The organism is Flavobacterium sufflavum (assembly GCF_004016525.1).
In the GTDB taxonomy this organism is placed as follows: Bacteria; Bacteroidota; Bacteroidia; order Flavobacteriales; family Flavobacteriaceae; genus Flavobacterium; species Flavobacterium sufflavum.
In genome coordinates this window covers 78,364-101,303 of the sequence record NZ_SACJ01000008.1, presented here as the reverse complement: position 1 = coordinate 101,303, position 22,940 = coordinate 78,364, and the positions used below count along the sequence as shown (strand labels likewise).

The 22,940-nt window shown below is 34.2% G+C and carries 14 protein-coding genes; all 14 read right to left on the bottom strand.

Features of this window, described 5'->3' with window-relative positions; all coding sequences use genetic code 11:
• Positions 1 to 15: 15 nt before the first annotated feature.
• The gene (locus EOD40_RS12910; protein ID WP_128196319.1) at positions 16 to 1,458 is read right to left on the bottom strand and encodes a tagaturonate reductase; all 1,443 of its coding nucleotides are present in this window, start codon (positions 1,456 to 1,458) and stop codon (positions 16 to 18) included.
• A gap of 30 nt (positions 1,459 to 1,488) precedes the next feature.
• The gene (locus EOD40_RS12905; RefSeq protein ID WP_071185016.1) at positions 1,489 to 2,160 is read right to left on the bottom strand and encodes a bifunctional 4-hydroxy-2-oxoglutarate aldolase/2-dehydro-3-deoxy-phosphogluconate aldolase; all 672 of its coding nucleotides are present in this window, start codon (positions 2,158 to 2,160) and stop codon (positions 1,489 to 1,491) included.
• 11 nt (positions 2,161 to 2,171) lie between these two features.
• A complete protein-coding gene (locus EOD40_RS12900; protein ID WP_128196173.1) occupies positions 2,172 to 3,194 on the bottom strand; it encodes a sugar kinase in 1,023 nt (340 codons plus the stop codon).
• A 29-nt stretch (positions 3,195 to 3,223) separates the two neighbouring features.
• Positions 3,224 to 4,633, bottom strand: a complete 1,410-nt coding sequence (uxaC, locus tag EOD40_RS12895) for a glucuronate isomerase (RefSeq protein ID WP_128196171.1) — start codon at positions 4,631 to 4,633, stop codon at positions 3,224 to 3,226.
• Positions 4,634 to 4,651: 18 nt separating this feature from the next.
• Positions 4,652 to 5,437, bottom strand: coding sequence for a gluconate 5-dehydrogenase (locus EOD40_RS12890; protein WP_128196169.1), 786 nt, complete (start codon positions 5,435 to 5,437; stop codon positions 4,652 to 4,654).
• Positions 5,438 to 5,442: 5 nt separating this feature from the next.
• Positions 5,443 to 6,279, bottom strand: a complete 837-nt coding sequence (gene kduI / locus EOD40_RS12885; protein WP_128196168.1) for a 5-dehydro-4-deoxy-D-glucuronate isomerase — start codon at positions 6,277 to 6,279, stop codon at positions 5,443 to 5,445.
• A 323-nt stretch (positions 6,280 to 6,602) separates the two neighbouring features.
• A complete protein-coding gene (locus tag EOD40_RS12880; RefSeq protein ID WP_128196166.1) occupies positions 6,603 to 8,138 on the bottom strand; it encodes an aldehyde dehydrogenase (NADP(+)) in 1,536 nt (511 codons plus the stop codon).
• Between the two features lie 17 nt (positions 8,139 to 8,155).
• The gene (locus EOD40_RS12875; protein ID WP_128196164.1) at positions 8,156 to 9,076 is read right to left on the bottom strand and encodes a 5-dehydro-4-deoxyglucarate dehydratase; all 921 of its coding nucleotides are present in this window, start codon (positions 9,074 to 9,076) and stop codon (positions 8,156 to 8,158) included.
• A 32-nt stretch (positions 9,077 to 9,108) separates the two neighbouring features.
• On the bottom strand, positions 9,109 to 10,674 hold the full coding sequence (gene garD, locus EOD40_RS12870; RefSeq protein WP_128196162.1) for a galactarate dehydratase: 1,566 nt from the start codon (positions 10,672 to 10,674) through the stop codon (positions 9,109 to 9,111).
• A 1-nt stretch (position 10,675) separates the two neighbouring features.
• Positions 10,676 to 12,109 carry a GntP family permease gene (locus EOD40_RS12865; RefSeq protein WP_128196161.1) on the bottom strand — a complete coding sequence of 478 codons (1,434 nt, stop codon included), beginning with the start codon at positions 12,107 to 12,109 and terminating at the stop codon, positions 10,676 to 10,678.
• A 954-nt stretch (positions 12,110 to 13,063) separates the two neighbouring features.
• On the bottom strand, positions 13,064 to 14,509 hold the full coding sequence (locus EOD40_RS12860) for an MFS transporter (RefSeq protein WP_128196159.1): 1,446 nt from the start codon (positions 14,507 to 14,509) through the stop codon (positions 13,064 to 13,066).
• A gap of 445 nt (positions 14,510 to 14,954) precedes the next feature.
• Positions 14,955 to 18,983, bottom strand: coding sequence for a two-component regulator propeller domain-containing protein (locus tag EOD40_RS12855; protein WP_128196157.1), 4,029 nt, complete (start codon positions 18,981 to 18,983; stop codon positions 14,955 to 14,957).
• Positions 18,984 to 19,007: 24 nt separating this feature from the next.
• A complete protein-coding gene (locus EOD40_RS12850; RefSeq protein ID WP_128196156.1) occupies positions 19,008 to 20,846 on the bottom strand; it encodes a metallophosphoesterase family protein in 1,839 nt (612 codons plus the stop codon).
• A 7-nt stretch (positions 20,847 to 20,853) separates the two neighbouring features.
• Positions 20,854 to 22,935: an alpha-L-fucosidase gene (locus tag EOD40_RS12845; RefSeq protein WP_196781443.1), complete on the bottom strand. Its 2,082-nt coding sequence runs from the start codon at positions 22,933 to 22,935 to the stop codon at positions 20,854 to 20,856.
• Between the last annotated feature and the right edge of the window lie 5 nt (positions 22,936 to 22,940).

Here is a 22,940-nt window from a genome sequence, read left to right as displayed (position 1 = left end):
ATTTTTTTATCTTTTTTATTTTTTTTGAGAAAAATTGATAAACCCTTGCTCTACACCATTGGTCTCAATTTCATTTAAAGCAAGCACTAAAGCTTGTACTAATCCGTCAACTTTTGTTAAATCCTCACCCCAAAATTCTGTATTAGCTAAAACTGTAGCTACAACTGAATTTAAATCTTCTAATTCCCAAGCCTTTTTAAATGCTTCAACTAATTCCGGAGTATCTTTTACCGGTAAAGCTTCATTATTCCAGGTTCCTTTGTAGAATTGGATTAAACAAGCTAATGAAAAAGTTAAACTAGTAGGAAGTTCTTTTTTCGCATTATAATATCCTAATAAACTAGGCAATACTCTTACTTTGAATTTTGAAATAGAATTTAAAGCAATGTCAGCAAGTGCATGTTTGATAAATGGATTTTTAAAACGATCCATTACCTCTTCAGCATAAGCAGTGATTTCGTTTTTATCCATCGGAAGCGTTTCACTAATTTCACTGATAACATTATCTACAAACGGTCCGGTAAAATCTCCATTAACCGTTTCCATTACTAATTTGTTTCCAAATAAAAGAGAAACAGGAACCATTGCTGTATGTGCACCGTTCAAAATTCGAACTTTAATCATTTTGAAAGGACGGATATCGTCAACAATTTTTACATTCAAATCTGTTTTATGGAATGGTAATTTTGCTTTTAAATCATCCCCTCCTTCAATTGCCCAAAGGAAGAATGGCTCAGCAGCAACAATTAAATTATCCTGATAATCTAATTTGCTATTATAGTCTTCAATTTCAGCTCTTGGGTATCCAGGAACAATTCTGTCAACCAAAGTACTGTGATACGTACAAGCTTCTGAAACCCAAGTTACAAATGCTTCTTCCAACTTCCATAATTCACAAAATTGCAATATACATTTTTTCAAAGCTTCTGAATTGTAATCAATTAATTCACAAGGAATGATAGTTACTCCTTTTGAAGCATCTCCATTGAAATGTTTGAATCTTTCGTATAATAAAACAGTCAACTTTCCAGGGAATGAAGCTGGTGGCTGCATATCCGGAGTATCAGTTGCAACGAATTCAATTCCGGCTTCAGTAGTGTTTGAAACAATAAACTGAAGTTCTTCTTCTTTAGCTAAAGCTAAATAATCAGCAAATTCAGTATAAGGATTGATTCCTTTTACAACATTATTAATTAACTGAATATCCTGAATTTTTTCTCCTTTTTTAATTCCGTTCATAAACAATGTATAAAGACCGTCCTGGTCATTAATCATGTTTACCATACCACCTGCCAATGGCTGAACCATCGCAATACCAGCATTGAAATCAACTTCATTATTTAATCTTTGAAAAGCGTAATCAACAAAAGCTCTTAAAAAGTTACCTTCACCAAATTGTACTACTTTTATTGGATTCAACTGCTCTAATCCTCTATTCTTTCTGTTTAATTTTTCCATTACTTCTGACATAATCGGTTGTATTATTTTTTATTTTTTACGTAAATCAGCAATAGTTGCTATCGTTTCTTTTACTTTTTGAGCTAATCCTGCATAATCTTTATTTTTCAAAACTTCAGCTGAAATTAACTGAGATCCGATTCCAACACAAGTTGCACCAGCATCAAACCAAGATTTTAAATTATCTCTTTCGGTTGAAACCCCACCTGTAGGCATGATATTAGTCCAAGGGCAAGGTCCTTTAACACCTTTGATAAATTGTGGTCCGTAGATTTCTCCAGGAAACAATTTTACAATCTCACATCCTAATTCCTCTGCTCTTGCAATCTCTGATAAAGTACCACAACCAGGAGACCATAATACTTTTCTACGATTACATGCTATAGCAATATCTTCTCTAAATACCGGAGTTACAATAAAATTAGCTCCTAATTGCATATACAATGAAGCAGCTGCAGCATCAGTTACTGAACCCACTCCCATTATCATTCCCGGTAATTCTTTGATAGCATATTTTGTTAATTCAGCAAAAACTTCGTGAGCGAAATCTCCTCTGGCAGTAAACTCCATCAAACGGGCACCTCCATCATAACAAGCTTTCAATACATTCTTACTTAATTCCAGATCATTACTAAAAAACAACGGAATCATCCCTGTTTCTTTCATTGCAGTAGCAACTTCTATACGTGTAAATTGAGCCATTTTATCTTTTTTTATCTTGAAACCTTACCTGTGAAATCTCCGTCAAGTAATTTTTCAATTTCATTTTTAGTAATTAAATTATAGTCTCCGTAAATAGTATGTTTTAAACAACAAGCTGCAACGGCAAAGTTTAAGGCTCTTTGTTTATCCAAAGGCTCTTCGTTCAATCCGTAGATTAAACCTCCCATGAATGCATCACCACTACCTACTCTATCCACAACCGGAGTCACTTCCTGAACAGCAGCTTTATAAACTTCTTTTCCATCATAAAGGATTCCTCCAATACGTTGGTGAGAAGCACTTACAGAATAACGCAAAGTAGTTGACATGTATTTTAATTCAGGACAAAGTTTAAATACCTCATTATACAAAGCAGGCAATGTATGAACCTCTTGATAATCAGGATCTACTTTATCTAAACCTAACATAAAGTTAGCAGTATCTATGTCTCCTAAGATAATATTACTGTACTTTAACATTTCCGGCATTACGTCTTTAGGTTGTTTGCCATAGTTCCAAAGTTTAGAACGGTAATTCAAATCGGTAGAAATAGTCAAACCTAATTCGTGAGCTACTTTTATTGCTTCGAAACAAGCTTCGGCAGCAGTTTCAGAAAGTGCAGGAGTAATCCCACTCCAGTGAAACCAAGTAGCATCTTTTAATATTTCTTTCCAGTCAAATTCTCCTTTTTTCAAAGTAGACATTGAACTGTTAGCTCTGTCATAAATTACATTAGATGCACGAGTACTGGTTCCTGTTTCAAGGAAATAAATTCCTAAACGGTCACCACCTTTCATTACATTTTGACAATCTACATCCAGTTTGCGCATTTCATGAATAGCACAATTTCCTAATTCATTATTAGGTACTTTAGTAACAAATTCTGCCTTCATCCCGTAATTTACAAGCGAAACAGCTACATTAAATTCTCCCCCACCATAGGTTGCTTTATACGATTCTGCCTGAGCAAATCTCAAATGCCTGTCCGTAGATAAACGGAGTAGAATTTCTCCAAAAGTGACTACTTTTTTCAAATGAAAATTTTTTATAAATTATACTTTAATTATTTTACCGGGAATTTAAAATATTCCTTAGCATTACCATAGCTAATGTCTGAAACCATTTTTCCGATCCATTCCATTTCAGAAGCTGGTAACTCTCCTCTTTTGATTTCATCACCTAAAAGGTTACAAAGAATACGACGGAAATATTCGTGTCTTGGGAAAGACAAGAAACTTCTTGAATCTGTCAACATACCTACAAAACAGCTAATCAAACTCATATTAGAAAGAGCGTTTAATTGTTTTGTCATACCATCTTTTTGATCTAAGAACCACCATCCTGAGCCAAATTGTACTTTACCTCTAACACTTCCATCGTTGAAGTTACCAATCATCGTAGCCATCACTTCGTTATCCGCTGGATTCAGGTTATAAATAATAGTTTTAGTCAATTTATCTTTACTATCTAAAGCATTTAAGAATGCAGATAATTTTTGAGCCTGTGGATAATCTCCAATAGAATCCCATCCAGTATCAGGTCCTAAAATACGGTGCATACGCGCATTGTTATTTCTCAGAGCTCCTAAGTGAAATTGTTGAACCCATCCAAATTCATGGTAAGTTTCACATAAGAATACTAAGATAGCACTTTGGAATTTCAAAGCTTCTTCATTGCTGATAGCTTGGTTTTCTCTTTTCTTTTTGAAAATAGCATTTACTTCGCTTTCAGTATAGTTCTCAAAATAAATTTGATCTAATCCGTGGTCACAAAGTTGACAACCATTAGCATTAAAATACTCAATTCTGTTCCTTAAAGCGGCACATAAATCAGCATAAGTATTGATAGAAATTGAAGCTTTTTGTCCTAAAATATCAAGATATTCGTTATATCCGTCATTAGCAATCAAAATTGCTTTGTCTGGTCTAAAAGCAGTACTTACTGTAGTTTTGAAATCACTTTTAGCTAATTGCTCGTGGAAATCCAAGCTGTCAATTGGATCTTCAGTAGTACATACTAATTCAGCATTTACTTTACGCAACAAGTTTCTTGTGCTGTATTCAGCAGAATTTACTTTAGCCGAAGTCTCATCATAAATTCTTTCAGCTGATTTTTCGTTTAATAAATCAGTAATATCAAAATAACGAGCTAACTCTAAGTGGGTCCAGTGGTACAATGGATTACGCATTGTATAAGGAACTGTTTTTGCCCAGTTTAAAAATTTATCTTTATCAGAACCATTACCAGTAACAAATTGTTCGTTGATTCCCAAAGTACGCATTGCACGCCACTTGTAGTGATCACCTTTAATCCAAACATCAGTAATATTGTTGAAAATCTTATCTTCAGCAATAAACTGTGGATTCAAGTGATTATGGTAATCAATAATAGGTTGGTTTTTAGAATAATTATGGTATAATTCTTCTGCGAATTTATTTTCTAATAAAAAGTTATCGTTTATAAAAGTGCTCATTATAATTTACTTAAAATATTAATTTTCATTTGATGGTTTACCAATGGTAGCCAAAATTCCACCATCAACATAAATAATTTGTCCATTAACAAACTTACTAGCTTCAGAAGCAAGGAATACTGTTGCTCCAGCCAAATCTTCAGGATCTCCCCAACGACCAGCAGGAGTTCTACTGATGATAAATTCGTTAAATGGATTTCCATTCACACGAATAGGTTCTGTTTGTGTAGTTGCAAAATAACCAGGACCAATTCCGTTTACCTGAATATTATATTTAGCCCATTCAGTAGCCAAGTTACGGGTCAACATTTTCAATCCTCCTTTAGCAGAAGCATAAGCCGAAACGTTTGTTCTGCCTAATTCACTCATCATAGAACAAATATTGATAATTTTTCCTGATTGACGTTCGATCATTTGTTTAGCCACTAATTGCGACATAATGAAAGGACCTACCAAATCTACTTCAATAACTTGTCTAAAATCACTAACCGGCATTGTAATAGCCAATTCTCTTTTAATAATTCCTGCATTATTAATCAATATGTCAATTGCACCTAATTCTTTAGTAATCAATTCCACATTCTCAGCAGCTTCCTTTTCATTGGTTACATCAAATAAATAGCCTGAAGCTGTGTAACCTTTGCTTTTATAATAAGTCAACGCTTCTTCCATTTTAGAAGGCGTTGTTCCTGTAACAACAAGTTCAGCACCTGCCTGAGCTAAACCTTCGGCCATGGCTAATCCTAAACCATGAGTTCCTCCAGTGATAAGGGCTCTTTTTCCTTTTAAATTAAATAAATTCATATTGATTATCTTAAATCAGTGATTTTACAAACATCCATATCTCCATAATCCAGGTTTTCACCAGCCATACCCCAGATAAAAGTATAATTAGAAGTTCCTGATCCTGAGTGAATAGACCATGGTGGAGAAATAACCGCCTGATGATTGTTCATCCAGATATGTCTTGTCTCTTGTGGCTCACCCATAAAGTGACAAACCGCTTGATTTTCAGGAATGTCTAAGTAAAAATAAACCTCCATACGACGATCATGTACGTGAGCAGGCATTGTATTCCAAACGCTTCCCGGATTTAACTCAGTCATTCCCATTTGTAATTGACAAGTAGTAACCACACTTCCAATAATCATTTGGTTCACTGTACGGTGATTAGCCGTTTCCATTGCACCTAAGTTTAATTTATTAGCTTCAGCTAAACTCACTTTTACTGTAGGGTAAGTGGTGTGAGCCGGAGCAGAATTAATATAAAATTTAGCTGGATTTTTAGGATCAGCACTTTTAAAAATTACTTCTTTATTTCCGCTACCTATATATAAAGCATCTTTAAAACCTAGTTCGTATGATTCCCCTTCAACAACAACAGAACCATTTCCTCCAACATTGATAATCCCCATTTCTCTACGCTCTAAAAAGTAGCTTGATTTTAAAGGATCGATCGTTTCAAGAGTCAAATCCTTTACAGGGACAGCCGAACCGGTAATATACCTGTCATAATGCGAGTAAGTGAAAGTAATTTCATTTTCTTGCATCAAATTATCAATTAAGAATTCTTCTCTCAATTGTTTGGTGTCGTATTGTTTTACTGCTTGAGGGCTAGAAGCGTATCTAGAACTATAATTTGTCATAACTTTGTCTTTAATGTAATCGATTGCAAAAATAAACTTTTTCGCCAAATAAATATTACTCTATTTGCTAAAAAATTGTTACAATTATAAAAAAACATAAATGTAATTAAGGATTTTAGCTAAAAAGACGTACTTTTTTTTTGATTTTATTAGTCTGGAAAAGTAACAAAAATATTTTAAATAACCTCCATTATTTTATCCATTATCTAACTGGCATATAATCCCGATTCTTTTATAAAATAATGCAAGATATTTCATGAGAAACAAAAAATAAAACATAAAAAAAGGACAAAGCATCTTGCTTTATCCTTTTTAAAATGTATTTACTTTTCCATATTCCCATTAACCATTCGCCAAATATTCAAAGGATTACCACTCCTAAGCGCATTAGGCAATAATGCATCCGGATAATCCTGATAACATATTGGCCTGGCAAAACGCTTAATTGCATTTGTACCTACTGATGTGGTTTGAGAAGCTGTAGTAGCAGGATACGGCCCTCCATGCACCATTGAATGACAAACCTCAACACCTGTTGGGTAACCATTAATTAGAATCCTCCCTACTTTCAATTCCAAGATATCAAACAACTCTCCAAATTCAGCAAAATCAGCATCAGTACCATGGATTGTTGCCGTTAGATGACCTTCAAGATTTCTGGCAGCATCAAGAATTTGTTCTTTGGTTTGCGCTTCTACAATTACGCTTGACGGACCAAAATTCTCTTCTGCTAATGCGTGATTTTGAGAGAACGTTTCTATTGATGCTTTAAAAATCCTAGCTTTAGCACTGTTTAAAGAATCCACTGATTTTCCAGTAGCAATTTCTTCGACATTATCAATTTCTAAAGTGCTTTTTATTTTTTTATCGTAAGCTACATTAATTCCTGCCGTTAACATTGTTGAAGCAGGAACTTCATTTATTTTAGAAACCAAGTCCGTAACAAATTTATTTGCCGCATCCGATTGTTGAACAAATGTCAAACCTGGATTAGTACAAAACTGACCAACACCCTGAGTTATTGAACCTGCCATTCCTGCAGCAATTGCCTCTGCTTTTTCTTTAAGAATATCTGGCAAAATAAAAACTGGATTTGTACTTCCCATTTCAGCAAAAACAGGAATAGGTTCTGATCTTGTGTTCGCAATATCAAACAATGCTTTTCCTCCTTTGAACGACCCCGTGAATCCAACCGCTTTAATCCCAGAATGTTTTACTAAAGCCTCACCCACCTCATTGGTATTTCCTTGTACTAAAGAAAAAACACCTTCCGGCATTCCGCAATCGTTTATTGCTTTTTCTATTGCACTGGCTACCATTGCTGATGTTCCGGGATGTGCAGGATGCGCTTTTACAACAACAGGACAACCAGCCGCCAAAGCAGATACCGTATCACCTCCTGCTACAGAAAACGCCAAAGGAAAATTACTTGCTCCAAATACCGCTACAGGTCCTAACGGCAACAACATGTGTCGAATATCCGATTTAGGCAATGGAGCTCTGTTTGGAATAGCCGTCTCTACACGAGCATCTACCCAAGAACCTTCTCTTACTACCGAAGCAAATAAATTCAATTGACCAATAGTCCTTCCTCTTTCTCCCTGCAACCTTGCCAATGGCAATGCGGTTTCCAAATGACATCTTTCTAAAAGAGCATCACCTAAGCTTAAAATTTCTTCACCAATTCGCTCTAAAAAATTAGCGATACTGTCTTTATCTTTCTTTCTGTAAACATCAAAAGCTTTAATTGCTTTTTCTACTGTAGCATCAACCTGATCCGCCGTTGCATTTACAAACTCTCCATCCAAGAACTCATTATTAACAGGATTTACTGCGTAGAATTTTCCGAGATTACTCATTTTTATTTTTTTTTATATTAATTGATAAGTTCTTCAGCTTTATCAATAATTCTTTGAAGTTCTGCCACTTCATCTTCAGATGGCATTTCTAAAGGAAAACGTACATTTCCTGCACTTTCTCCTATTAGTGTTGTACCTGCCTTAATCAAACTAACAGCATATCCTTGTCTTTTACTTCTTAACTGAATGAAAGGAATAAAAAACTCTTTTATAATTAAATTTACTTTTTCTTTATCCCCCGCTCTTAAAGACTTGTAGAAATGAACCGCTAATTTAGGAACAAAATTAAAAACCGCTGAAGAATAGGTATTCACACCTATTGACAAATAAGCTTCCGAAATAATTTCGGCTGTAGGCACTCCTCCAATATAAACCAAACGATCCCCAATAGTTTTTATCGTTGTATTTATTTCTTCCATATTTCCGGTACCATCTTTCAAGGCAATAAAATTAGGACAAGCATCAGCAAGTTTTTGTATTTGTTCTGCCGACAAAATTCCATTGGCACGGTTATAATAAATTACCGGTAATTTTGTGTTTTGCATTATTGCTTTTGCATATTCCATAACACCACTTTTAGCACATTCCGTAAGATATGGAGGCATTAAAAGCAAAGCATCAATTCCGGCAACCTCAGCCATCTTTGCAAATTCAATTGCTTCAGGAATACTTCTACCAACACTTGATACTGTTGGAATTCTTCCATTAATGGTTTTGGCGGTAATTTCCACGATTTGTTTGTATTCTTCCCTGGACAATGAAAAAAATTCGCCTGTTCCTCCAGCAACAAATACAGAAGAAACTCCATAACTTACAAACGACTCTAGCCTGTCTGTAAAAGTTTTGGCATTAAACTGTCCATTTTCATCCATATCCGTAACCGGAAATGACAATAATCCATCCCGCAATGCATTTTCAATTCTTGTATAAGATCCCATTTTATATAATTTTAAAAATTCATACTACTATTTTATGTTAATGGCCCAGGATTAAACAAAACCAAATCATTATGCAATCCAAGAACATCGCAGGCAACTTGTTTCTTACCACTTGCAACATCCAGGATTAATAAAAAAAGTTCCCATCCCATTTCCTCAATTGTTTTTTCACCACTGGCAATTTTGCCCGCATCAAAATCAATTAAATCAAACCATCTTTGACTTAATTTAGAATTTGATCCCACTTTTATGACAGGTACCATTGATAAACCGTAAGGCGTTCCTCTTCCTGTCATAAATACATGCATATTCATTCCGGATGCCAATTGCAATGTTCCGCAGACAAAATCACTGGCAGGTGTGGCAGCAAATGTCAATCCCTTGCGACGAATTCTTTCGCCAGGGCTAAGAACGTCTACAATAGGACTAGTCCCAGATTTAGCAATAGAACCCAATGCTTTTTCTACAATATTGCTCAAACCACCCAACTTATTTCCCGGAGTTGTATTGGCACTTCGATCAGCTTGTCCCAATGAAAGATAATCATCGTACCATTTCATCTCGTTCAAAAGCGCTCTTCCCACAGCAGGATTAATTGTTCTTGGAACCAATAAATGAATAGCGTCTCGAACTTCGGTCACTTCGGAAAACATTACACTTCCTCCGGCACGAACTATTAAATCTGCAGCAAAACCAGCCGCCGGATTAGCTGTTAAACCTGAAAAAGCATCACTCCCACCACATTGCATACCCACAACTAAATCCGAGGCAGGACATGTTTCTCTTTGGCGTTTGTTAAGACTTTTTAAATGTATTTCAGCCGTTTTCATAATACCTTCAACCATTTCATTAAAACCATGAAATGATTCGTCTTGCATATAAGTAATACTGGAATAACTCTCATCGGCTCCAAATTCTGAAGAATCATCCTTTTTCGGAACAAGACTTTCTGGCCTTAACTTTTCACAACCTAAACCAATAACCATTATTCCGCCACCAAAATTTGGATTTTTTGCAATATTCTGAATGGTTCTAATTGGAACAATTGCAGCCGGAGCTGTTATTGCAACACCACAACCATACGTATGATTAAGCGCCACAACATCATCCACATTAGGATACAATGGAAGTAATTCTTGTTTTATCTTTTTCGCCAAATGTTCCGTAAGACCTGCCACACATTGAACACTGGTCGTAATTCCTAAAATATTTTTAGTGCCAACACTGCCATCGGCATTTCTATACCCTTGAAATGTATATCCCTCCAAAGGTTCCATTTCCGGAATAATCTCATTAGCTTCCGGCAAAGAAATAAATTGCAATTCCGGAGGGGTTGGCAAGGACATTTTGGATTCCTCAATCCATTCACCACGTTTAATTAATTTATTGGCATATCCAATGATTTCAGCATATCGAATAATTTCTTTTCCGACAGCAATATCACACAAAGCCACTTTATGGCCAGAAGGCACAAATTGCAGGAGAACTGTTCCTTCTTGAAGAACTGTTCCTTCGGCTAAACCGAGAGGGTTTACTACTATACCAACATTATCCTTGGGAGTAGTTATTATTACTATATCACTATTCGCTACTTGCATTTTAAATTAAAGGTAAAAATTGAGAAAGAATCATTAATATTATTAGACCTGAAAATCCCATTACCATTGATAGAAAAGAAAAATGACGAATCGTTTCTTTCTCTTCCATGGCACACATTTCAGTTACAATCCAGAAAGCACTATCATTCATCCATGTAAATATTTTAGAACCACACCCTATGGCCAGAGCTACATAGATAGGATTAAAACCTAATCCCATACTACCCACTCCACCCATAACCCCGGCGGCAGTAACCATGGCAACCATTGCAGATCCTTGTACCGTACGAACAGCGGCAGTAATAAAAAAGGCCAAAGGTATGACAGCCATTTGATAAGTTGTTGCAAAACCACTTAGTTTTATTCCTATTCCCGTTTGCTCCAGCATTTGCCCAAAAACACCTCCAGCAGTAGTTATCAAAATGATGACTCCAGCACTGCTGATAGATTCAGCTATAACTTTTTGAAAATCTTTTGTATTGTTTAGTCTTGACCACAATAAGGAAACAGCTATTGCTGCAGAAATAGCTAATGCAATATTTGCATCCCCCAAAACAGAAAATATAGAAACCCAATGCTTATGAAACCCGCTTACGTTTGCCTCATTTACATTCGTATCCAATTCAGATACAGTATTGGCGGTTATTAAAAACAAGGGAAGAATAATCGGCAAAACTGAAATCCATAATTTCGGCAACTCTGAATCGTGTTTTTCAGCCAACTTTTTTAAATCATCAATACTAACATCGGGAGTATCCCTCATAGGTAAATCCCATTTTTTATTTGCCCAAAGTGCATAAACATACCCACACAAACTTGTGAATATCCCTACCACGAATCCACCAATTATCATGGTTCCAATATTGACTCCTAAAGCCTGGGCAACAAATAATGGCCCTGCAGCTGGCGGCACTAAGGAATGTGCCATTACCCCTCCTGCAATAACCATCATTAAATAAAGACTGTATTTTTTAGGACTGTGTATTCCCAAACTTTTTATCAACGGTAACATCAAATAAAATACCGTTTGAAAAAATACAGGAATAGACAATAAAAAACTTCCACTCATTAAAGCTAAAGAAGCATTTTTTCTACCAAACAACCCTAAAAAACTCCTCACAATACGTTCTGCACCCCCACTCTTCATCAATGCTGATCCAATTATAGAACCCAAAGCAATTAAAATCCCGATTTTTCCACTAGTATTTCCAAAAGCTAATCCTAATCGATTTCCAATTATTTGAGTCGAAAATTTTTGAGCCTCTTGAACTGACATTCCTTTATGAATCGCATATTCATATATAAGTTCTGGAGAAGTTAACACTCCAGTAACCAAAGCAGCTAACAACAACGAAATAACTGCATGTAATTTTAAAACGATAATGCAAAAAAGAACTACCAAAGTTCCTATCAAAATAATTATTAGTGGATCCATAAATGTAATTGATAATTAATTGTTTCTATTCTTAATATTTTTTTTTTAATAACCAGATACTTCAATTTAGTGTTTCCCGCATTATTATTTCCAAACTCTCATTTGTAGAGTAATAAAAACTGGTTACGCTTCACCAATTTCATTTTTTCCCTTTCAAACCCACATCTTCTTTCACCCCTGTAAAATGATGTTTTTATCACATCTCTAGAACACGAATTACAATCTCAGCAACTTGTACTAATTTAACAACATTAAGCGCCTATTTTTCTTATAACAATAAAAAAAGTTTACTTTTTTTATACAAACCATTAAAAGATCGTTTATATTTATTTTTATGTAATATTACAAAAAAAATGCAATCGATTACATTTTACAAAAAAAATAATTGTTTAATTTTATATTTTCGTCTAATTAACACGTGTTACATTAATAAAAAGGGTTTAATTAGTCGCTATTACGCTATTAATAACCGAAGAATTTCCAGGAAAGAATCCATAGCCGATTAATCCCTCAATAAAATTTGTAAAAAAACTACCATGATATCTAACTTGAAACACCCCAGATTAGCACACACCTATAACCCCATCATTTACTACCTCAATAATTGAACGTTTTCTTCAATTTACTTTATCACATAAACTCAATTGAAGCTTTACCAACTTATATATTACCTTAAAAAACTTATTGCGTTTTATTCTTTTATTTCTACAAACCCTAATTAACACAGGATCCACAAATAAAACACAAGTAATTCGCTCAAACAATAAATTTAAAGCAACATAACAACACTTTTACACTTTAAAGACTTTGCACCGAAAAAAACCATCAACTAAACAAAACATCAAGAATATTTCTACCTCGTTTCTAAAACAATCACAAAATGCTTTAAAACAAATAACCCCGAAGCAAAAACTTCGGGGTTATTAAATTATATAAAAAAGATATTGTTTAAAACTATAAATCCGTTATCGGAGCATATTTAGGCACTAACGATTTCATAACCGTCCAACCTATTAGATAACAAACTGCACAAATAGAGAAGATGATAAAATACCCCGCTTCGATACCTTTGAAGCCCATAAAAACCATTTCACTCTCTTTAGTATAATCAAATAAAACTCCTGAACCTTTATTAATTAAAGTAGAACCTAAACCTCCTGCTAAACCTCCGATACCTGTAATGGTAGCGATTGCTTTTTTAGGAAACATATCTCCTACCGTTGTAAAGATATTAGCTGACCAAGCCTGATGTGCTGCCCCTGCAATACCAATAATAATTACAGGCAACCAATAAGAAATATATCCTAAAGGCTGAGCAACCAAGGCTAACAATGGAAAAAATGCAAAAATCAACATAGCTTTCATTCTACCTTCATAAGGATTCATTCCTTTTTTCTCCACGAAGTATGTTGGCAACCAACCTCCAATGATAGACAACAAAGTAATCATGTACAATACAAATAATGGGAAAGCAGCTTCAGTAGAATCCATATCATAAACAGAACTCAAATAAGCAGGTGTCCAGAACAAGAAAAACCACCAAACCCCATCAGTCATAAATTTACCAAAAGCAAATGCCCAGGTTTGTTTGTATTTAAAACAATCTGCCAACGATACTTTTGTTGTAGTTTCAGGAACATAACCTTCTATTTTACTATCAGCAACAACGTCTTGTTGAATGTATTCTAATTCAGCAGCATTAACTCTTGAATGTCTTTCCGGTTTATCATACATGAACATCCAAAATCCCATCCATACAAAACCTAAAGCTCCAATAATAATAAATGACATTTCCCATCCAAACGACTTTGCAATGAACGGAATTGTAATTGGCGCAGCTAATGCTCCAACTGTTGCTCCCGCATTAAAAATACTGGTAGCAAAAGCTCTGTCTTTTTTAGGAAAATATTCAGCGGTTGTTTTAATCGCTGCAGGAAAGTTTCCTGCCTCTCCTACTGCCAAAACAAAACGAGCAAAAATAAACAAAGTCACACTCACATTAATCACCAATGCTGTATCACTAACCGTACTGATCACTTCTTTAGCTCCTCCAAAACCAACAAACCAGTTTCCTGAGATAATTCCTGAAGTTGCAATTCCGGCAAAAGCATGCAAACAAGCCCCTATAGACCAAACTCCAATTGCCCAAAGGAAACCTTTTTTAGTATCCATAAAGTCAACAAACTTACCAGCAAACAACAAAGAAACTGCATAAAAAATTGAAAACAAGGCTGTAATATTGCCATAATCGTTATTTGTCCAATGAAATTCTGGCGCAATAAAATCACTCCATGTTAAAGAAAGAACCTGTCTATCTAAATAATTTATAGTTGTTGCAAAAAACAATAACGAACAGATTGTCCAGCGATAGTTTCCAACAGCTTTGTTTGTTTGGTTCATAATTAAAATGTTTATAAAATTTAGTTAATGTTAAATATTCATCCGCTAAGCCTTTGAATACGAAAACGATATCGAAAAAGGCAAAAAAATTAGCGCTATATTTTAAAAACAAAGCGCAATACACTATTAATCATTCGATTAACACAAAAATACATTAAATTGCAATCAAGAAAATGTAATCGATTGCACAAATATAATTCTTAATAATCGAATCACAACTATTTTGTTCAAAATTTTAAAAATCTAACAAAAATAAATAGTTTTTATAAAAATTATACTCTTAATTTTAACATCTGCTAATATATGTATTAAATTCTAAAATTAGTCAACAAAACTTACCAAAATTATGCCAAAAAACATTTTTTATTGAATATTCGTTAAAAATGAACTTGAATAAAGAAATATTTAAAAGTAGTCCTCACAAAGCTTCAAATCTTAAAAACAATTACTTAATTAGTCTGCTTGGAGAATAGCCAAATTGTTTTTTAAAACATCTACTGAAATACAAAGGATCATTAAACCCCACTTTATCGGCCACTTCCGAAACATTGTTAACTTTTAATTTTAACAACTGTGCTGCTTTTTTTAAACGAACCGTTCTTATAAATTCGTTAGGTGATAAATCAGTCAATTGCTTGATTTTTCGATACAGTTTAGACGAACTCATCCCTAATTCGGAACACAGAAAATTAGCTGTTAGTTCAGGGTCACTAATATTTTGCTCTATCAATTCAGTAATATTAGAAATTAAATCAATATCTAACTGAGAATGAGTAAGTGTCGAAACATCGCTTTCTACCTCACCTGAGAATTTTTGTTTTAACTCACTACGGGTTTTAATAATATTGTCAATTCGAGTCTTCAATAGAGAAGGATCAAATGGTTTGACCATATACTCGTCTACTCCTAAATTATAACCTTTAATTTTATTTTCGTTTTCTGACAAGGCCGTCAACATAATAAGTGCCGTATGGCTAATATCATCATCATTTTTTAAGGCTTCTACAAACTGGAATCCTCCCATAACAGGCATCATAGCATCAACCACGCAAAGTGCCGGTTTTATTTTTCTGCAAAGATTCAATCCTTCATCACCATTTTCTGCCTGGTTCACCTTATAAAATTCAGACAAATAATCGGCAATAAACGAACGAAGTTCAGCATTGTCTTCAATAACCAAAATATTCTGTCTCAGCTCCGTACTTTGATTTCCTTTTTTTACTTTATCTACCGCTGCATAAGCAACTTCCGTTTCTTTATATTCAATATCAAAAACTTCGCTTTTCTTATAGCTGTTTTTAGATACAGGCAATTCTAACGTAAAAACACTTCCTTGCAGCGGTGCACTTTTCAATTTCAGTTGCCCTCTATGCACCTCAACCAAAGAAATCACCAAAGACAAACCTATCCCTGAACCCGTATTATTCTTTTTACTGCTCTTTACCTGATAAAATCTGGAGAATATCTTTTTTTGGCTTTCAAGCGGAATACCAATACCATCATCACTTACCTCAACAACCAATATTTTTTCACCTTCTTTTTCTTTTGTTCCAATAAACAAATCCACTGTTCCATAATTATTTGTGAATTTCAAGGCATTAGAAAGTAAGTTATATAATATTTTATGGTACTTATCAACATCTATCCATCCTTCTAGACTTTCAAGTTCACAGTTAAAATGAAAATTAATATCTTTTTCCTTTGCTAATTGTGTAAAGGAATCAAAAACGGTTTGAGTATTAGATACAATTTCGGTTTTGGATACTTTTAATTTTAATTCTCCTGATTGTGCCTTTCTGAAATCTAAAATTTGGTTTACCAACAACAACAACCTACTGGCATTTTGATAAATCAAATGCAATTTTGCTTTATCATAATCCAAATCTTCATTTTGTTCCAATAATTGTTTAGCAGGACCTAATATTAATGTCAAAGGCGTTCTTAACTCATGGGAAATATTAGTAAAAAACTGCAACTTTTCATTGGATAAACGTTCATCGCTATCTCGTCTTACTCTTTCTAATAATAATGCTTGTCTTAATTTAAGACGCGATTTAATTTCTTTTCGAACGTAATAAGAAGATACTGCAAGAATCATAACTAACAAAAGAAATATCTTGTTATTAGTCCAAAAAGGAGATAAAATCGTGATTTTGTATGCAGTGGTTTTACTCCAGACTCCATCACTATTTCGAGCCCTGATTTTAAAGACATACTCGGCAGGATTAAGGTTGGTATATTGAATCGTTCTGGAATCGCTGGTAGTAGTAATCCAGTTTTTATCAAAGCCTTCGAGCATATACTCAAATTTATTCAGCCTTTCATTTGTATAAGAAGGTGCTGAAAACTGAATGGAGAAATTTCGATTATCGTAATTAAGTTCCACTTCTTTCAAATAGTTAATACTCTTTTTCAAAGGCACCTGACCTTCTACAACAACTCCCGGAAAAATTTCTTCATTATGAACTTTAAACTCAGTAATAATAGGTGCCGGAGCCCATTTATTTTCTTTTATACTGTTGGTATTAAAATAAATAATTCCGTTTTTACCTCCTAAATAAATAGCCGAATTATTAAAATTAAAGAAGCCTTTAGAACTAAATACATCCAATCTGTTTCCACTATTTACATGATATACATTTACTGTATTTTGTCCTTTTTTATACCTTACCACACTATTATTATTGATATTTAGCCACAAATATCCTTTAGCATCTTCGGCCAAATCGGTAATCCATTTATCTTCAAAATCTTTCTGTCCTAAAACAGTAATAAAATTATCCTTTGCAGGCACATACATAGCCAGTCCCTTTACTGTAGCTGCCCATATTGTACCGCTTGAATCCATCAAAATATCACTGACATTTTCTTCTGGCAAGCCCTGTTTTTTGGTTTTTCCTTTAGAATATAAATGCTGTTTTTTAGAACTCAAATTGTATTTAACAACTCCCGTTTCTGTTGCAAACCACAAGTTATTTGCATTATCAGCTATTATCTTGTCAATTTGAACATTGGGAAGTAAAACTCCTTTGGGCACTTTTATTTGTAATGTCTGCGCATCTAAAACAACAGCACCTTCTCCAAAAGATCCCACCACCAAAGAATTTGCATCTAATTTCACAAAAGAAATCACCGAATTAGTAAACCCAAGATTAAGCAATCTGGAACTGTTATTTAAGTAATTATAAACCAAAACCTGACCATCCCATAGACCACAATAAAATATTTTACCATCGGCCGAATAAATACTTGCAATATCTTTTCTTGGATTAAAAAGTGGTACAAATTTTTTATCATTGGAAATAAAAAGTCCATTATATCTGGAAAGCGCAATTACTTTTCCATCATAAGTTTTGGAAAACCCTCTAATACTTGGTGCCTGATTTTCGTTGTATAAAGAGATATCTTTATTAATCTTAAACTGATTGCTATAAGGATCGTATTTATCCAAACCTTCTTCGGTACCAATCCATAACACACCCGAAGCATCAAAATACAAAGCAGTAATCAAATTATCCACCAAAGAAGTATTGTCAGACAAAACCGAATAATAGCGATGGAATTTCCCCACAGCAATGTCTTCCAATTGATCACAAACCAATAAGCCTCCTAATGTCCCCACCCAATATTTACCATCGGGAGCACGAGCTATCGAAACAAAATAAGGCCCTAATTTATTCCGTAAAGCACCATCCTTTATATACAAATTCACAAAGGTGTTTCTTGACTTATCTAATTTATAAAGTCCCTCTCGGGTACCTATAAAAAGATCCAATTTAGCATCTTCGTAAATAAAATTGATGTAGGGATTTACTTCCTTCGAATTAGGAATCGATAAAATATATCTGGTAATTTTTACAATTTCTCCTCTTGAACCTAAATTAATTTTAGCAACAGAGCCTTTCCCATAACTTCCAATCCAAATAACTCCATAGTTATCTTCAAAAATATCTTTGATATAATCAAATCCCTTTAAATCAATTTTTGAAAACCGATCCGTCTGAGGGTCATAAACACAAAGACCTGCTTTTTTTGTACCAATCCAAATTCGCTTATATTTATCTACATGCACCGCACGTATTTCTTCATCAGGTAAACTATTTGGATTGTTTTTTTGAGGCAGGAAAACCTTGAAAGTATTCAACTCTAAATTAAAAAGCGTGAGGCCTTTTCGAGTTCCAATCCATAAATTATTGGTTAATTTATCATATTCTAAGGCCGTAATATCATCATTATTGATTTTATCCTTACCTAAAGTAGCACTCATATATGGCTTAAACTGATAACCATCAAAACGATTCAAACCAAAGAAAGTTCCTAACCACAAGAATCCTTTTTTATCCTGAAAGATATGTCTAACCGAATTATAGGAAAGCCCATTGTTCTCATTATAATGTTCGAATTTTATATTCTGTCCAATACACGTAGAGAATGAAATAAAAAAAACTAAAATGATAATCAATTTAGATTTCATAAATAAAGTTGATTTAGCACAAAATTAATTGCGGATAGTATTTCTCTTCAAATTTATGATAAAATTATCTGATGGAGCTCCATTTAGAAAACTTTTAAAAATAGAACAAAATTCATAAAACGAAGTTTCAGCGTTAGTTGGGTTAGTCTGTTTTTTATAATGTGCTATATAAGAATCAATAATGATTTTGTATTGACGAATTCGCTCTTCGCCAATATCTTTTAACGCCAATTCATCAGCAGAATACAAGCGATAAAAATCGAAAATAATATCAAAACCCGTCCAGTTTTTATCTTTAAATTTCTTCTGATTTGAAGCAGAAACATTAGCGAAAACATACAAATCTTTTGCAGTCGATTTTAAGAGGAAATCTTTAAATTCTTCAGGCCAATCCTTTTTAAGAAATCGGGTTCGGACTAATTCCTTTAGATGCCAATTCGTAAATTCGTGATAATTTTTAGCGGCTAAGATGCCTTTGTCCCAAATATCCGGATTTCCAGTACTTTTTAAATAAGCATATTCCTGTTCGTACAAAGGAAAAAGCGTTCTAAATCCCGGTACCGAATCTATAGTAACGGTACTTATTTGCATCTTGTTTTTGCTCTTAATGGTCAATATTTTATATCCCGGAATATAAGCTGCCAATGACGGAATCTGAATATTCACTAATCCCTTTCCGTTTTTATATTTTCTAATTCCCGTGTCATTGATGTGCATGTGTCCCGCAAAATGAAGTTGGACTCCCGCTTCCGCAAAAATTTGCGCCACTTCTTCACTGGGCACTCGATGCAACTGCATTTTATCTTCTCCAAATAATGCTTTCATCATTGCTGAAGCACCATCATTAAATTCAACCATCGGATAATGACTGAACGCAATTAAAATTTTTCCTCTTTTTTTTGCCTCCTGAACCACTTTAGTCACCCAAGCAATTAGGTGTTTTTTATGTGTTAACACCTGGTTGTAACCAATATTGGCACTATTGTAATTTAATGGATTTTCCGGATGCTCCTTTGCTTCTTCTTTGGGCACATACACATTGCCATCAATGGCTAAAAACCAAACGTCTTTTTGAGTTTCGACCAAATAACTCAAATCGGGAATTTGTGTATTGTAAGGCGGAATGGCATAGGTTCTTTTTTCTATAGAGGATTGCCCCAATGCTTTTTCGAAACTATAATTATCTGGATTGTATGAAGTAAAAGGAGTTTCCCAATACAAATCGGTTTTCTTTGGAAAAAAACCAAAATCACCCAGTTCCTGTAAAACTTCGGCATAACCCATCGTCCCGATATCTTTTGTAATCACCGCAGGAAGTTCATCAGAACTTTTAGGAACATACATTCCTGCTTTGCTCATTATCACTTGATTTCGTCCTCCTTCGCCCAGAAAATCAGTTTTACCGGAATCAGTCAAAAAGGGTTTTGCTACATCATGATTTCCTGTGGTAATTATGAAATGAATTCCATACTTATTCGAATATTCATTCAGAATCTTTTTTAATCCTCTAATGTTTATAGGCTGTCCGTCATCACTAAAATCTCCGGGAAGAACGACGGTTTTTATATTTCGTTTTGCCACATCATCCAAAGCAGCAATAAAAGCAAAATAATTTTCGTTAAACAATCGGGTAGACTGCAATTGGGATTTCATCGTACGTGCCAAAGTATATTTCCCATCCAAAGGATTCAGCACTCCTTTATAATCCGAATCTGAAAACGTACCATAAATATCCAGCAAATGAACATCTGATAAGAATGCAATTTGTTCCTTTTTAGGTGTAAATTTCCTGACCGAAGTACAGGAAACAACAGCTAAAAACACAAGAATTAATGATAGTAATTTTCTAAAATTTAACTTCATTTATAAATCATTTCGTAACAACATCAATTTCTGCATAACCGGCTACATTATCTCCTTTAGTATTTTCTAAAGCCGTAATTTTTATATAGCGTGCTTTGGCTAATTTAAAAAATTTATTTTGCCACAAAGGATTATTATTAATATTTGAAAACTCTCCTTCATTAACTAATTCCCAGTTTTTATTATCTGTAGAAACATAAAATTTATATTTACTAACAATTCCCTTTGAACGTAAACTTTGGTCTGGCAAATACCTGAACCCAACTAAACTTTCTATTTTACCCAAATCTATAACTACATCAACCGGCATTTCTTTATTTTGATGCCATACCGAATTTGGATCTCCATCAAGAATTCGATAAACGTCCTTGTCTTCAATACCCAATATCTTCCAACTCTTTTTAGCTATATCAAATTTTTCTTCGGCAATAGCACTACTTTTCCCTGTAGCCGGACTATATGCAATTGCTTTTACTTCTAGCTTATCATTTGCCGTTTTAACTTCATTTCTATATTTATTAGAATTCAAAGTCGGCGTATTACCATCTAAAGTATAATAAATTTCAGATTCTGAATCGGAAGCAATAATCTGTACCTCTCCTGATTGTTTGCGAACAATTTGAGGAGCAGTTAATATTTGCGGAGCATTATAAATTTCGATATTTGAAATTAGAGGACAACTTTTAGCATCTAAAATTGTAAAACGAATTTTTGTCGCCTCTACTGTTGGAAAACAAAGAATACGTTTATAACCAATAGTTGTCTCGTTTGCTAATTCCTTCCATTCCTGATTAACGTAAGCTTCAAGCTTAAACGTTTTAACCCTTTGTCCTAACTTAATATATTCCTGAACCAGGAAACGATTAAAAACGGTTGGCTTGTCAAAAGAAATAATTAACGATCCTGATTTTAGCTGATCATCAGTTGCCCAATAAGTATTTTTATCAGCATCTAAAACATTTTCTACTCTAAAATCAGAACTATTAGCCCTTACATTTGAAGCTTCTATCTTAGCTCCTTTTGCAAGATTTACAGCAAAAACTTTCTTTACTTCCTGTGCAAATTCCAATGCTGCTTTTTCATCATTTTCATGAATCAATCCATTTGGCATAATTGGAAAATTAAGTAACAAAGTACCGTTACGACCTATGGAATTATAATAAAGATCCATCAATTGTGGCAATGTTTTCACCTTTGTATCTTCCCTTATATGATAAAACCATTCCGGTCTGATAGAAGTATTTACCTCTGCGGGAACCCATGCATTACCGTCTTCTACTCCGTAATGCAACATGTCGTGTGTTACCGTTCCCGTTGCATTCAATAAACTCCAATTGGTTTTCCCCACATAGCCTGCTTCTGTTCCTACCCAACGAAGATCAGCCCTGTCTCCATTATCATTCCAAATCACAATTTTAGGCTGTAATTCACGAACCATTTTATAGGTATTGGTCCAATCGTAATAGGTTTTACGGTCTATTTTACGAGTTTCATTGGCTCCGCCATAATAGCCGTCTCCTCCATTTGCACCATCAAACCAAACTTCAAAAATTTCACCATAATTGGTCAACAACTCTTTTAATTGATTTCTAAAGTAGGTAATGTATTCCGGTTTTCCATAATCAGGATGATTTCTATCCCATGGGGATAAATAAATTCCTAATTTTAAGCCATACACTTTGCAGGCATCGGCCATTTCACGTACAATATCTCCTTTTCCATTTTTCCATGGAGAATTTTTCACAGAATACTCCGTGTATTTTGATGGCCAAAGACAAAATCCACTATGATGTTTTGCTGTAAGTATAATGCCTTTCATTCCGGCTTCCTTACAAATTCTAGCCCATTGTCTGCAATCTAAATTTGTTGGATTAAAAATACGGGCATCTTCATTGCCAAATCCCCAAGCCATATCGGTATAAGTATTTACAGAAAGATGAACAAAGGCGTAATATTCCATTTCCTGCCAATTCATTTGGTTCTCAGTAGGAATTGGACCAAAAGCCTCTTGAGCTTTTAACTGATTGGCTGTCGAAAAAATTAAAAATGAAAGAATTAATATTCTATAAAACAGAGTGATATTTTTCATAAAGT